Raw genomic sequence first — 13,146 nt, 5'->3', positions numbered from 1 at the left:
GAGTCCTCAGTCGGCCTGGGCGTCGTCGCCCGGCAGCGCCGGCGCGGCGTCGAGCTGGGCGGCGGTGACCGGATACGGCTGCGCCGGCTTGCCGAGTTCGGCGCGGCTGCCGTTGACCACGATCAGGCGCTCGCCCGGCTTGAGCCCGGACTCCACCACCCAGTCGTGGCCCAGGGCCTCGCCGGTGCGGATGTGCCGCTCCACCACCTTGTCGTGCGCGTCGAGCAGCTTGACCAGCGGCTCGCCCTTGCTGTCGCGGGTCACCGCCTGCTGCGGCACCAGCACCGCGCCCTGGTCGGTGGCCATCGGCAACACCGCGCGCAGGTACATGCCCGGCAGCAGCAGGTGCTCGGGGTTGGGCACCACCGCGCGCAGGGTGACGTTGCCGGTGCCGGCGTTGACCTGGGTGCCGACGAATTCGAGGGTGCCGGCATGCGGGTAGGTGCTGCCGTCCTCCAGCCGCACCTGCACCTGCGCCTTGCCGTCGATGGCGTGGATCTGCCCGGCATCGAGCTGGCGGCGCAGCGCCAGCATCTGCGTGCTGGACTGGGTGACGTCCAGGTAGATCGGGTCCAGCCGCTGGATGGTGGTCAGCGCCGCGTCCTGCGCGGCGGTGAGCAACGCGCCGACGGTGTAGGCGGAGGTGCCGATGGTGCCGGAGATCGGTGCGGTGATGCGGGTGTAGTCGAGATTGATCCGCGCCGCCTGCAGCGCCGCCTTGGCCGCGACCACCGCCGCCTCGTCCTGGTGCAGGGTGGACAGCGCGTCGTCGGCGTCCTGCTTGCTGGCCGCATCCATGTCGGTGAGGGTACGGGTGCGCTCGGCCTTGGGCCGTGCGCTGGCCAGCGCCGCCTCGGCCTGCACCAGGTTGCCGCGGGCGATGTCGTAGGCGGCCTGGTACGGCGCCGGGTCGATCACGTACAGCGCCTGCCCGGCCTTGACCTCCTGGCCCTCCTGGAACAGGCGCTGGCGCAGCAGCCCGCCGACCTGCGGGCGCACGTCGGCGGTCTCGTAGGCCACGGTGCGACCGGCCAGGGTGCGCTCGACCGGCAGCGTGCGTGCGCCCACGGTCAGCACCCCCACCCGCGGCGGCGGCGCAGCCGCTGGCTTGTCGCCGGAGCAGCCTCCGGCCACGGCAATGGCCAGCACGACGGCACAGCGAAGGGGACGACGAGGCGCCTGGAGGAGGTCGGACATGGGGAGTGCGGCTGGGAAGAAACGCGCAACGCTACTCCACGGATGTGTCGCATCGCACCATCCCTGTAACAGTGCGTTGTACGGGCTTCACCAAGGTCGGAGAAACGTCGGAAACCGGCACGCAGCATCGCGTCGGCGAACGTCGTCGTTCGTTCTATTACCGAACACAAATGCGATAATCGCCCAATCTGCCGACGTGCTTTCCCGCCGCGGCATGTCATCGTGCGCACGCCCCGCCTTCGCCGCGCTCGTGGCCGGTCGCGGACGCCGTGCGTCTCCCCTGCAGAGGATCGAAAACGTGCAAACCCAATCGGATGTGTCGGCCGGCGGCCGGATCGTGCTGTGGAGCGTCGGCCTGCTGCTGGCGCTGATCGGGCTGGCGCTGCTGGTCGGCGGCATCCGCCTGGCCACGCTCGGCGGCAGCCCCTACTTCCTGGCGATGGGCGCGGCCTGCGTGGCCTCGGCGGTGCTGGTGCTGCGGCGGCGCCCGGCCGGCGCCTGGCTGTACGCGCTGGCCTTCGTGCTGAGCGTGGCCTGGGCGTACTGGGACGCCGGCCTGGCGTTCTGGCCGCTGGTGTCGCGGCTGATGATGCCGGCGGTGCTGGCGCTGCTGGTCGCCCTGGTCTACCCGACCCTGCGCCGTGCCCGCGGCCTGCCCGGCGGCCGCGGCGCGTATGCGCTGGCAGCGGTGCTGGCGCTGGCCTGCGCCGGCGGCCTGGCCGGCATGTTCGTGCCGCATCCGCCGGTGGCCGCCAGCGGCCCCGGGCCGGCACCGGTGCCGGTGCCCCCGGCGCAGGCGCAGCGCGACTGGAGCCACTACGGCAACACCGCCGGCGGCAACCGCTTCGCCGCGCTGGACCAGATCGGCCGCGGCAACGTCGGCCAGTTGCAGGTGGCCTGGACCTACCGCACCGGCGATGTCGCCCTCAGCGACGGCAACGGTGCCGAGGACCAGACCACCCCGCTGCAGATCGGCGAAACGCTGTACGTATGCACCCCGCACAACAACGTCATCGCGCTGGACGCCAGCAGCGGCCGGCAACTGTGGAAGCACGAGATCAATGCGCAGTCCTCGGTCTGGCAGCGCTGCCGCGGCCTGGCCTACTTCGATGCCGACGCGGCGCTGGCCCAACCAACGGCGGCCAACGCGTCGCCGGTAGCGGCGGCGGTGCTGCCGGCCGGCGCCAACTGCCGGCGCCGCGTGCTGACCAACACCATCGACGCGCGGCTGATCGCGCTGGATGCGGACACCGGCGCGTTCTGCAGCGGCTTCGGCCAGAACGGCCAGGTCGACCTGAAGGCCGGCCTCGGCGCCGCACCCGATCCGTTCTACCAGTTGACCTCGGCGCCGACCGTGGCCGGGACCACCGTGGTGGTGGGCGGCCGCGTCGCCGACAACGTCCAGGCCGACATGCCCGGCGGGGTGATCCGCGGCTTCGACGTGATCACCGGCGCACAGCGCTGGGCCTTCGACCCGGGCAACCCGCAGGACACGCAGCCGCCGGCCGCGGGCAAGACCTATGTGCGCAGCACGCCGAACGTGTGGGCGCCGATGTCCTACGACGCTGCCTCCAACACCGTGTTCCTGCCGATGGGCAGCCCGTCCACCGACCTGTACGGCGCCGAGCGCAGCGCGCTGGACCACCGCTTCGGCGCCTCGATCACCGCGCTGGACGCCAGCACCGGCAAGGTCAAGTGGGTCTACCAGACCGTGCACAACGATCTGTGGGACTTCGACCTGCCGATGCAGCCGAGCCTGATCGACTTCCCGATGGCCGACGGCCGCAAGGTGCCGGCGCTGATCATCGGCACCAAGGCCGGCCAGCTGTACGTGCTCGACCGCGCCACCGGCAAACCGCTGACCGAGGTCCGCGAGGTGCCGGTGAAGGCCGCCGACATCCCCCACGAACCGTATGCGCTGACCCAGCCGCTATCGGTCGGCATGCCGCAGATCGGCACCAAGCACCTGACCGAAGCGGACATGTGGGGCGCCACCCTGCTGGACCAGATGCTGTGCCGCATCGCCTTCAAGAAGATGCGCTACGAAGGCCTGTACACCGCGCCCGGTACCGACGTGTCGCTGAGCTTCCCCGGCTCGCTGGGCGGCATGAACTGGGGCGGTCTGTCGGTCGACCCGGTGCACGACGTGGTGTTCGCCAACGACATGCGCCTGGGCCTGTGGGTGCAGATGATCCCGCAGAAGGCCGAGAAGGCGGCCACCTCCAGCGGCGGCGAGGCGGTCAACACCGGCATGGGCGCGGTGCCGCTGAAGGGCACGCCGTACGCGGTCAACAAGAACCGCTTCCTGTCGGCGCTGGGCATCCCCTGCCAGGCGCCGCCGTTCGGCACGCTGAGCGCGATCGACCTGAAGACCCGAAGCATCGCCTGGCAGGTGCCGGTGGGCACCGTGCAGGACACCGGCCCGCTCGGCTTCAAGATGCACCTGCCGATTCCGGTCGGCATGCCGACCCTGGGCGGTACCCTGGCCACGCAGAGCGGCCTGGTGTTCATCGCCGGCACCCAGGACTACTACCTGCGCGCGTTCGACAGCGGCACCGGCAAGGAACTGTGGAAGGCGCGGCTGCCGGTGGGCAGCCAGGGCGGTCCGATGACCTACGTGTCGACCAAGACCGGCAAGCAGTACGTGGTGATCACCGCCGGCGGCGCGCGGCAGTCGCCGGACCGCGGCGACTACGTGATCGCCTACGCGCTGCCGAACGCCAAGTAGGCAGACGGCGCCCCATTGCCACCGCACGTGGTGGCAATGGATGGCCTCGCGTTCGTCGGACCGCGTAGCGCCTCGACCGGGCGCAGCACGTCGGCCGACGATGGGTTACGGCGCCGCGCAGCGCGCGGTGGCGTAGGCCAGGTCGGCGCTGCCCGCACCGTCAAGCGCGGTGTTCTCGGCGTCGGCGCAGACGCGCGCCCGCGCCGCCCTGTCCTCAACGCGCCGGCTGCAGCCGCATCGTCAACACCGCGGCAATGGCCACCAGCAGCGGCAACGCCAGCACGTAGTACAGGTTGGCCGGTTGCCAGTTGGCGTCGACCAGCACGCCCACCGTCATCGGCGAGAGGATCGCGCCGACGCGGCCGATGCCGATCGCCCAGCCCAGGCCGGTGGTGCGCACGCTCGGCGCGAACACGATCGGCGCCAGCGCATACAGGCCGGCCATCGAGCCGAACAGCGCCGCGCCGATCACGAAGGCCACCGGAAAGGCCAATTGCAGCTGCGCACCCAGCGTGGCGAACGCTGCCATGCCCAGTGCGGCGATCAGGAAGCTGGCCGCGGTCAACCGCGGCAGCGCGACGCGTGCGGCCAGCGCGCCGAACACCGCGCCGCCGACGATGCCGCCCAGGTTCAGCAGCACGCCGCCGGTGACGCCTTGTTCGGCCGACAGCCCGGCTTGCACCAGCAGTTTCGGCGTCCAGCTCAGCACGAAATAGAAGGCGAACATGTGCATGAAAAAGCCCAAGGCGATCAGCACGCTGTTGCGGCGCAGGCGCGGGGTGAACAGCGCCGCGTAGCCTGCCTTCTCCTGTACCGGCGGGCGCGGCGGCAGCGCGTCGAGCGTCGGTGCGCGCATGCGCGCCAGCAGCGCGTTGAGCCGCGCCAGCGCATCCGGCGGGCGGCGGCTGAGCAGGAAATCCAGCGACTCCGGCAGCAGCGCCAGCACCACCGGGATGCACAGCAGCGAGGCGAGTGCGCCGAACAGGAAGGCCGCGTGCCAGCCCCAGCGTTCCAGCAGCACCGCGGCGATCAACCCGCCCAGCGTGGCGCCGATGGGATAGCCGGTGGCCTGCAGCGCCACCGCCGTGCTGCGCCACCTCGGGCTCGCGTATTCGGCAGTGATCACGCCCACGCCGGCGAGCATGCCGCCGATGCCGATGCCGGTGAACACGCGCAGCGCGGCCAGTTGCCAGATGTCCTGCGCCAGCGCCGAGGCGGCCATGCCGACGGTCAGGATCACCAGGCAGCATAGGATCATGCTGCGCCGGCCCCAACGATCGGCCAGCGGCGCCAGCAGCAGCGAGCCCAGCGCCATGCCCACCAGTCCGGCACTGAGCGCGATCCCCAGCAGCTTGCCGGACAAATGCCAGGCCTCGGATACGTGCGGGGCGATGAAGGCCATCACCATCACGTCGAACCCGTCCAGCATGTTCAACAGCACGCAGACCGCGATCGCCGTCCACTGGAAACCGCTCATGCGGTCCAGGACGAGCGCGGTGGGCGGGGCGGCGGCATGGCTCATGGGGTCACTCCTGCAGGAACGGCGAACGAGAACCGCGGCGAGGCGGCGTCACTGGGCGGGCGCGGCCGCGTGCAGGGCATCGAGCGCCTGCCGCAGGCGTGCCGCATCGATCTGGCCGGGGGCCGAGGCGCTGCCGAGCATGCCGAAGGTCAGGCTCTGCCCGAAGGTACCGCCGGACAGCCGCGACACTGCACCCAGCGGCCCCATCGCCATGGTCAGCAACGGCTGGCCGCTGCGCTGGCGCAGTTGCCAGGTGGCGTCGAGCAGGTGCAGCACGTCGCCCGGATCGCGCGGCATCACCGCGATCTTCAGCACGTCGGCGCCCAGCGCCTGCTGCCGCTGCAGCCGCGCCACCATCTCCGCCACGGGCGGGGTGGCATGGAAGTCATGGCTGGACATCACCACGTACACGCCCTGCCGGTGCGCATGCTCCACCAGCTGCCGCAGCACCGCCGGGTCGTGGACCATCTCCACGTCGAGCAGGTCGGCGAAGCGCGCATCCAGCAGACGGGCGTACAGCGCACCGTAGGCGGCATCGTCGATCGCCACCGCGCCGCCCTCGGCCTTGGTGCGGAAGGTCAGCAGCAGCGGCTTGCCGTGCAGCGCCTGCGCCACGCGCGGCCCCAATGCCGCCAGCGCCGCCGCGTCGGTGGCGCCGTCCATCAGGTCGATGCGCCACTCGGCCAGGTCCGCATCGGGGGAGGCGGCGATGCGCTGCGCCTGCGCCAACGCCTGCTCGGCGTCGTGCGCGGTGATCGGCACGATGATCTTGGGCAGGCCGGCACCGATGGCAAGCCCGCGGATCTGCAGGACGCGCGGCGCCGGCAGCGGGGTGGCCGCGGACGTCGCCGCGGGCGCCGCGGGTGCGGCCTGCAGCGGCGACGCCAGCAACAGGCCGGCGCAGCACAGGAAGGTCAGTCGTCGTGGGAACAAGGGCATCGGGGTCGGCCTGGACAGGAAGGCGCGCAGCGCGCGCTCAGAAGGTGAGCTTGACCTGCAGCCCCACCGCCAGCGCGTTGTCGGTGCGCGCATAGGCGAAGGTGCCGGGGTTGACGATGTACTGCACATCCGGCCGCAGCATCAGCCACGGTGTGAGCTGCGCGCTGTAGGACAGTTCGTAGAGTTCCTCGGCGGTCTCGAGCGCGAACACCGGCGCGTCCGGCGGCACGCCGGCATCGAGCAACGCCGCGCGCCGCGCGTCGAGCAGGCGATGGTTGATGTCGGCGCCGACATAGCCCAGGGCGATGCGGTCCTGGCTGCGCCGACCGATGCCCTGGTACACGCCGCCCAGTGCGTACCAGCGGGTGATCTGCGCGGTGGCGCGGTCGGAGACCATGTACTGGGCGAAGCCGGTGAGGCCGCGGCCGCGTTCGCCGCCGGGGGAATACAGCTTCTGCTCCACCAGCAGGTAGGCGCCGTCGCGGCCGGTGGTGGCGCGCGGATCCAGGCCCTTGCGCGGCACCCGCGAGGAGTCGTAGTAACCGCCGACCTTGTAGGTGCCCGGATAGGCGCCGCCGGCGCCCGGCGTCCAGGTGAGCTCGACCGGAAACAGCGAGCCGGTGGTGCCGCGCGCGTCCAGGTCGAAGGCGGTGTGCACGTTGTTGTTGGTGCTGGGGTTGACCTGGAACCAGCCGACCCGCAGGTTCGTCGCCGGCGTCAGTTGCTGCGCCGCCTCGGCGCCCCAGCGCGCGTTCGGATAGTTGTACCAGCCGCTGTTGCCGGACATCGCCAGCGGATGCGCGCAGAACGCGGCGTTGACGAAGTTGGTCAGCAGCGTGTGCGCCCCGAACTGGTTGCCCATCGCGTAGAAGCCGGCCTTCACGTACGTGCGCCCGTCGTTGAAGCGGCGGTCGTAGCTCAGTTCGGTGAGCCGGGTGAACTGGCCGCCGTAGGCTTCCTGGATCGGGAAGCGGTTGCCGAGCAGGTCGGCCGAGGTGCTGCGGCCGCGACGGTCGTTGACCGTCACGTGCAGCGCGCCGCCGTCCCAGCCGGCGAGTTTCGCCAGGTCCAGGTCCACGCCCAGCCGCACCTGCTGCGCATAGCGCGCACCGCGCTCGCCACGGCCGCCGTCGACCACGCCCATGGCTTCGCCGACGTAGTCGCCGCGGACGTTGACCCCGCGCTGCAGCCAGTCGCTGCGCGTACCGTCCCAGTCGCCGCTGAAGGTGCTGTGCGCCAGGTCGGTGGCGTCCTGCGCGGCGGCGACCGCCGGGAGCAAGGCGACGGCCGTGGCCAGCAGCGACCAGGCCGGCAACGACGGCACGCGTCGCACCGTGCGAACGCCGGCGGATGCGGCGCGGCTCACGGTGCCACCGCCAGCGGCGCGCTCAGCGGCGAGGTCGCGCCGTCGTCGCTGGTGACGGTGGCGGTGAGCGTGGCCAGACCCGTGCTGTCGCCGTCCAGCGGCAGCGCGAAGCGGCCCTGCCCCTGTGCATCCACCGGCGCCTCGACGCGGCCGAGATAGCGTTCGGCTTCGTCGTCGCCAGGGCGGCGGTTGCCGAACAGTTCCACCGTGTACAGATGGCCGGGGCGGCCGACGAAGCTGCCCTGCACCTGCGGCACGCCGGCACCACGTTCGATTGCGCGCAGTTGCGGAGCGGCCTGGCCGAAGTTCGGCGGCGGTTGGCAGTCGGCGGGCGCCGCGGCGCCGCAGATCGCCGCGCGCTTGCGCGGGTCCGGATCGACGCCGATGCCACGCGAACCGACGAAGGGCGCGTGTTCCAGGCCCGGCACGCCGAACACGATGGCGCCGCGCGGCTGGCCGGGCACGCAGGCGCCGCCGGCGAAACAGCGCTCGATCGTCAAGCCGTTGCCGGACAGCAGGTTGGCGCTGAACCGGTTGGCTTCGCTGCGCGGCTGCGGGCGCACCGCGATGCCGATGCCGTTGCCGGTCAGGCGGTTGCCCTCGATGAGGTTGTCGCGGCCGGTGACGCTGACCCCGATCGAATTGCCGGCGAAGTCGTTGTCGGCGATGGTGTTGCGGTTGCCCCAGTTGATCTGCAGCCCGTCGGAATAGCGTTCGAACCGGTTGCGCAGCACGGTGTTGTCGTTGCCCCACAGAATCTCGATGCCCTGCGAGGGCTCGGGGTTGGCATCGGTGGAGCGGAACAGGTTGTCGGCCACCAGGTTCCAGGCCGCGCCGCGGGTCAGTTCCAGGCCGTCGCCGTTGTCGAGGAAGGTGTTGCGCACGATGCGGTTGCGCACCGTGGTGGTGGCGGTGGACTGGCCGTTGCCGTCGTCGCCGGTCAGCATCACCCCGGCGCCGCCGTGGTTGGCGACGATGCGGTTGTCGCGCAGCACATTGTCGCTGGCGCGGTTGATCAGCACGCCGATGCAGAAGTTGCGGATCTCCAGGCCGCTCAGTTCCACGCCATGGGTATCGCGCAGCACCAGGCCGGGCAGCGTGGTGCTGCGCACGTTGGTGCCGAACTGGTCCTTCTCCGCGCCCGGGCAGGCGGCGGTGCCCTTGCCCTGGATGTAGCCGGCGCCGTCGATGGCGATGTACTGGCCGTCGTGCGCCCGTGCCAGGCCGACCACCTGCAGCGGCCCCTGCAACGCCGGCAACGGCGCGCGCGGGCGGATCACGTAGGGCGGCGCGCCCACCGCGGCGATCTCGATGCGGTAGCGGCCGGGCGCCTGGTTGGCGGTGGTGATCGCCCAGCGCAGGGAGCCCGGGGCGGCGTCGTCGGCGTAGCGATCCACGGTGAGCACGCTGCGCTCCGGCGGCGGCGGCTCGGCCTGGTAGGCGCGCACGGCGCCGGGAAGCAGGGCCGCGAGCAGGGCCAGGCCGCGGGAAAACGCACAGGACATGCACCATCTCCAACAGAATCGGGACCGCGCCGGCGGCAGGCGGCGCCGCGGCCGCCGGTGGCGCACGCGTCGTGCGCTGCCAGGCGCCGGAACAGGGGCAACGCTAGTTTTATCGCAGTGCACCATTCAAGTGCGAATATCGATTGTCGGTGCGTTTATCGCACAATCGGATTTTGGCCGCGTCGAACCCTGGCGCTTTGGGAGCGGCGGTGCAACCACGGCACATGCCAGGTGCGTGGCGCTACGCGGCGGCGGCGGCCTTGCGCGCGATCAGCCGATGCACGCGCTTGCCGGAGGAGGCGCTGATGACTTCGTGGTCGTCGAGCACCTGCATGCCGCCGCCCAGCGCCGCACGCATCCGCGCCGCATCCAGCACGGTATACAGGCGGCCGTGCGCATCGCGCGGCGCGTCGTTTCCGGCCACCCGCCAGCTCAGGTACAAGGTGCCCTCCGGCATCAGCAGCTCGGCCAGCCGCGCGGCGGCGGCGGCCGCGTCCGCCTGGTCGAGATGCATCACCACCGTTTCGCACAGCACGTTGCGAAACGCGCCGGACGGGACGCCGTCCAGCGCCGGCAACGCGGCCAGCTCGAACCGCAGGCCGCGGTAGCGCCGCCGCGCCTCCTCGAGCAGCCCGGCGCTCGCGTCGTAGCCGCACACCTCGAAACCGCGCGCTGCGAGCCAGGCCGTATCGCGCCCCGCACCGCAGCCGACGTCGGCGGTCGGCCCCGGCGCGAAATGCCGGCGGAGCAGTGCGTACATGTCCTCGGGCGCGGCCTGGTCGCGCCAGTCCTGCGCATAGCGCGCGGCATCGGCGTCGTAGGCCGCGACGGTCGGGCGATCCACCATGGCGATTGCTCCGCGACGGCGTCGCACGACGCCCGGCGTAGCTTAGCCCTTGTGTGCGACAGGCGTCGGGGGACGCGCCCGCCGCGGCAGCCGGCCCGAGCGAGCGCGGTATCATCGGCGCCCGCGTGGCCGCCGGCCGCCCACCGCCGGAGAGCGCCATGTCCCCGATCCGCCCCTACCTCGACAAGACCCCGCAGCTGGGCGCGCGCGTCTATGTGGACCCGGCCTGCACCCTCATCGGCGACGTGGAACTGGCGGACGACGTGTCGGTGTGGCCGGGCACGGTGATCCGCGGCGACGTCAACTACGTGCGCATCGGCGCGCGCAGCAACATCCAGGACGGCACCATCATCCACGTCAGCCACCACAGCCCGTTCAACGCCGCCGGCTACCCGACCCTGATCGGCGCGGACGTGACCGTCGGCCACGGCACCATCATCCACGCCTGCACCATCGAGGACCTGTGCCTGATCGGCATGGGCGCGTGCATCCTGGACGGCGCCACGGTGAAGAAGTACGGCTTCGTCGGCGCCGGTGCGGTGGTCGGCCCGGGCAAGACCGTCGGCGAGGGCGAACTGTGGCTGGGCAATCCCGCACGCAAGGCGCGCATGCTCAGCGACAAGGAGATCGAGAGCCTGCACTACTCGGCGCAGCACTACGTGCGGCTGAAGGACCGCTACCTGGCCGCGGGCGCGGCCGCGCCGCAGTAGCCCGCACCGCTACTCGGCCGCCAGCGCCAGCAAGGCGCGGCCGATCGGGCGCGGCGTCTCGCTGCGCAGCACCACGCTGGTGGTCACCGCACCGAAGCGCGCCAGGGCGTCGATGACCGGCTCCAGCTGCGCCGGCGCAGGCACCAGCACGCGCAGCACGAAGCAGTCCTCGCCGGTCACCCGATGCACGTCCAGCACCTGCGGCATCTGCGCGAACAGGTCCAGGCAGGCGCCGATCTGCGCATGCGTGGTGCGCAGGCGGACGATGGCCGAGGTCGCCAGGCCCAGCGCGCGCGGGTCGACCCGGGCGGTGTAGCCGGTGATCACCCCCTGTTCCTCGAGCCGGCGCACGCGCTCGGACATCGCCGGCTGCGACAGCCCGAGGCGCCGCCCCAGCGCCGCCAGGGCGATGCGTCCGTCGCACTGCAGCGCCTCCAGGATCGCGTAGTCCAGGGCATCGCCCCGCCAGGTTTTCGCCGCCACTCGCCTCGCCCCCTCGTCACGCACCGTGGATTCATCGGAAAAACGCCGCATGGGCCGATGCATTGCCATGGCGATGCCGGGCAGGCATCGCGACACTCATGCTTTCTTCCGACGGAGCGTAGCGCATGCAGGACGTGGTGATCGTACCGGGCATCGGCGACTCGGGGCCGCAGCACTGGCAAACCCTCTGGCAGCAGCACGACCCGCGCATGCGCCGGCTGCAGCCGGCGTCGTTCGCGCACCCGCAACTGCACGACTGGCTGCGCGCGCTCGACCGCTGCGTGCAGCACTGCGCCACGCCGCCGCTGCTGGTCGCGCACAGCCTGGGCTGCCTGCTGGTCGCGCATTGGGCCGCGCGTGCCGAACGCCTGCCACGCGGCGCCTTCCTGGTCGCGGTACCCGACCCGGACAGCGCCGCGTTTCCGCATGCGCACGCCGCCAGTTTCGTGCCGGTGCCGACCGCACCGCTGCCGTTTCCCAGCCTGATCGTGGCCAGCAGCGACGATCCATACGCGGCGCCGTGCTACAGCCGCCGCTGCGCGGCCGACTGGGGCAGCGGACTGGTCGCACTCGACCGCCAGGGACATCTCAATGCGGCCAGCAGCCTGGGCGCATGGCCGCACGGTGCACAGTTGCTGGCCGCCTTCGACGCCGGCCTCGGACCTGCGCCGGCCTTCCCCGCCTGAGCGCCACCGACACAGCGCCGGCGGGATGCCGCGCGGCGCCGTGGGCCGGGAAAAGGCGTGCTCGCGACTGGCGCGCCGCGCGCGCTTGCGCGACACTATGCGTCTCTGGCGTGGGGACGCCACCGAATGGAATCGCGATGATCACGACTTCGCTGCGCGGCCTGCTGGCCGCTTTTTTCTGCGCGCTGTGCACCACCGCCGTTCCGGCGCTGGCCCAGGACAGCGGCCCGGACATGACCGCCGAGCAGTTCGTCGGTTCGCTGCATTTCCGCGACGGCCATATCGAACTGCCGCAGGCCAAGGTGCATTTCGACCTCGGCCCGGCGTTCCGCTTCCTGGACGAGACCGACGCGCGCCGGGTGCTGGAGAGCTACTGGGGCAACCCGCCCGACGACGACGTGCTGGGCCTGATCGTGCCGCGCCACCCCGCGCTCGACGAGAAGGGCAGCTGGGCGGTGGTGGTCACCTATTCCGACGACGGCTACGTGTCCGACGAGGACGCCAGCAAGATCGACTACCAGGCCATGCTCAAGGACATGCAGGACGAGACGCGCGAGTCCAACGCGCAGCGCAAGAAGGCCGGCTACGATCAGGTCGACCTGATCGGCTGGGCCGTGCCGCCGCGCTACGACACCGGCAGCAAGAAGCTGTACTGGGCGCGCGAGCTGGCGTTCGCGGGCGAGCGCGAGCACACCCTCAACTACGACATCCGCGTGCTCGGCCGGCATGGCTACCTCAGCCTCAATGCGGTCTCGGGCATGGGCGAACTGGCGCAGGTGCGCGAGGGCATGCAGCAACTGCTGCCGATGGCCGAGTTCGACAGCGGCGCGCGCTATGCCGACCACAACCCGTCCACCGACAAGATCGCCAGCTACGGCCTGGCCACCCTGATCGGCGGCGGCCTGGCGGCCAAGGCCGGCCTGTTCGCCAAGCTCGGCCTGCTGCTGGCCAAGGCCTGGAAGCTGGTGCTGGTCGGCCTGATGGCCCTGGTCGCCGGTGTGCGCAAGCTGTTCTCCGGGCGCCAGCGCGACGGCGGCACGGTGCGCTGATCGGCGCCGCCGGCGCGCTGGGCAATTCACGCCTTGCCGGCTAAAGTGCCGCTTCGGAAGCAGGACGCAGTCGAGAGCAGCATGCCGCCACAGGCAGCCGGCCGAACGGAAGGA

General features: G+C 71.6%; 11 protein-coding genes. 4 read left to right on the top strand and 7 right to left on the bottom strand.

Going from position 1 to position 13,146, the window contains the following annotated elements; all coding sequences use genetic code 11:
• Positions 1 to 6: 6 nt before the first annotated feature.
• A complete protein-coding gene (locus M3U25_RS13255) occupies positions 7 to 1,149 on the bottom strand; it encodes an efflux RND transporter periplasmic adaptor subunit (RefSeq protein WP_355502428.1) in 1,143 nt (380 codons plus the stop codon).
• A gap of 346 nt (positions 1,150 to 1,495) precedes the next feature.
• Here M3U25_RS13255 and M3U25_RS13250 point away from each other — a divergent pair, with 346 nt between their 5' ends.
• Positions 1,496 to 3,925 (top strand): membrane-bound PQQ-dependent dehydrogenase, glucose/quinate/shikimate family, encoded by a 2,430-nt coding sequence (locus tag M3U25_RS13250; protein ID WP_355502431.1) that lies wholly within the window; start codon positions 1,496 to 1,498, stop codon positions 3,923 to 3,925.
• A 214-nt stretch (positions 3,926 to 4,139) separates the two neighbouring features.
• Here M3U25_RS13250 and M3U25_RS13245 read toward each other — a convergent pair whose 3' ends face one another.
• The 5 genes from M3U25_RS13245 to M3U25_RS13225 form a co-directional block, all read right to left on the bottom strand.
• Positions 4,140 to 5,447, bottom strand: a complete 1,308-nt coding sequence (locus M3U25_RS13245; protein ID WP_242159246.1) for an MFS transporter — start codon at positions 5,445 to 5,447, stop codon at positions 4,140 to 4,142.
• A 48-nt stretch (positions 5,448 to 5,495) separates the two neighbouring features.
• On the bottom strand, positions 5,496 to 6,386 hold the full coding sequence (aroD, locus tag M3U25_RS13240; protein ID WP_355502434.1) for a type I 3-dehydroquinate dehydratase: 891 nt from the start codon (positions 6,384 to 6,386) through the stop codon (positions 5,496 to 5,498).
• A gap of 37 nt (positions 6,387 to 6,423) precedes the next feature.
• Positions 6,424 to 7,710 (bottom strand): carbohydrate porin, encoded by a 1,287-nt coding sequence (locus M3U25_RS13235; RefSeq protein WP_355502437.1) that lies wholly within the window; start codon positions 7,708 to 7,710, stop codon positions 6,424 to 6,426.
• A 38-nt stretch (positions 7,711 to 7,748) separates the two neighbouring features.
• Positions 7,749 to 9,257 carry a NosD domain-containing protein gene (locus M3U25_RS13230; protein ID WP_355502440.1) on the bottom strand — a complete coding sequence of 503 codons (1,509 nt, stop codon included), beginning with the start codon at positions 9,255 to 9,257 and terminating at the stop codon, positions 7,749 to 7,751.
• 241 nt (positions 9,258 to 9,498) lie between these two features.
• Complete coding sequence (locus M3U25_RS13225; protein ID WP_355502444.1) at positions 9,499 to 10,104, bottom strand: class I SAM-dependent methyltransferase; 606 nt, start codon at positions 10,102 to 10,104, stop codon at positions 9,499 to 9,501.
• Positions 10,105 to 10,262: 158 nt separating this feature from the next.
• Here M3U25_RS13225 and M3U25_RS13220 point away from each other — a divergent pair, with 158 nt between their 5' ends.
• Positions 10,263 to 10,814, top strand: a complete 552-nt coding sequence (locus M3U25_RS13220; RefSeq protein ID WP_355502447.1) for a gamma carbonic anhydrase family protein — start codon at positions 10,263 to 10,265, stop codon at positions 10,812 to 10,814.
• 9 nt (positions 10,815 to 10,823) lie between these two features.
• On the opposite strand, the gene M3U25_RS13215 is transcribed toward M3U25_RS13220, so the two are convergent.
• Positions 10,824 to 11,297, bottom strand: coding sequence for an Lrp/AsnC family transcriptional regulator (locus M3U25_RS13215; protein ID WP_355502450.1), 474 nt, complete (start codon positions 11,295 to 11,297; stop codon positions 10,824 to 10,826).
• 125 nt (positions 11,298 to 11,422) lie between these two features.
• On the opposite strand from M3U25_RS13215, the gene M3U25_RS13210 reads away from it, so the two are divergent.
• Both M3U25_RS13210 and M3U25_RS13205 read left to right on the top strand, forming a co-directional pair.
• Entirely contained in the window at positions 11,423 to 11,983 is a 561-nt protein-coding gene (locus M3U25_RS13210; RefSeq protein WP_355502453.1) for an alpha/beta hydrolase, read from the top strand.
• Between the two features lie 137 nt (positions 11,984 to 12,120).
• Positions 12,121 to 13,032: a DUF2167 domain-containing protein gene (locus tag M3U25_RS13205; protein WP_355502456.1), complete on the top strand. Its 912-nt coding sequence runs from the start codon at positions 12,121 to 12,123 to the stop codon at positions 13,030 to 13,032.
• The last annotated feature ends 114 nt before the right edge of the window (positions 13,033 to 13,146 follow it).

Origin of the sequence: Xanthomonas sp. PPL134, from assembly GCF_040595915.1 — a bacterium.
Lineage (GTDB): Bacteria > Pseudomonadota > Gammaproteobacteria > Xanthomonadales > Xanthomonadaceae > Xanthomonas_A > Xanthomonas_A indica.
This window is presented reverse-complemented; position numbering and strand designations above follow the sequence as displayed.

Excerpts from the sequence above, each read along its gene's own strand:
- M3U25_RS13245 (WP_242159246.1), bottom strand. The coding sequence starts at position 5,447 with ATGAGCCATGCCGCCGCCCCGCCCACCGCGCTCGTCCTGGACCGCATG.
- aroD (WP_355502434.1), bottom strand. The coding sequence starts at position 6,386 with ATGCCCTTGTTCCCACGACGACTGACCTTCCTGTGCTGCGCCGGCCTG.
- M3U25_RS13230 (WP_355502440.1), bottom strand. The coding sequence starts at position 9,257 with ATGTCCTGTGCGTTTTCCCGCGGCCTGGCCCTGCTCGCGGCCCTGCTT.
- M3U25_RS13225 (WP_355502444.1), bottom strand. The coding sequence starts at position 10,104 with ATGGTGGATCGCCCGACCGTCGCGGCCTACGACGCCGATGCCGCGCGC.
- M3U25_RS13220 (WP_355502447.1), top strand. The coding sequence starts at position 10,263 with ATGTCCCCGATCCGCCCCTACCTCGACAAGACCCCGCAGCTGGGCGCG.
- M3U25_RS13210 (WP_355502453.1), top strand. The coding sequence starts at position 11,423 with ATGCAGGACGTGGTGATCGTACCGGGCATCGGCGACTCGGGGCCGCAG.
- M3U25_RS13205 (WP_355502456.1), top strand. The coding sequence starts at position 12,121 with ATGATCACGACTTCGCTGCGCGGCCTGCTGGCCGCTTTTTTCTGCGCG.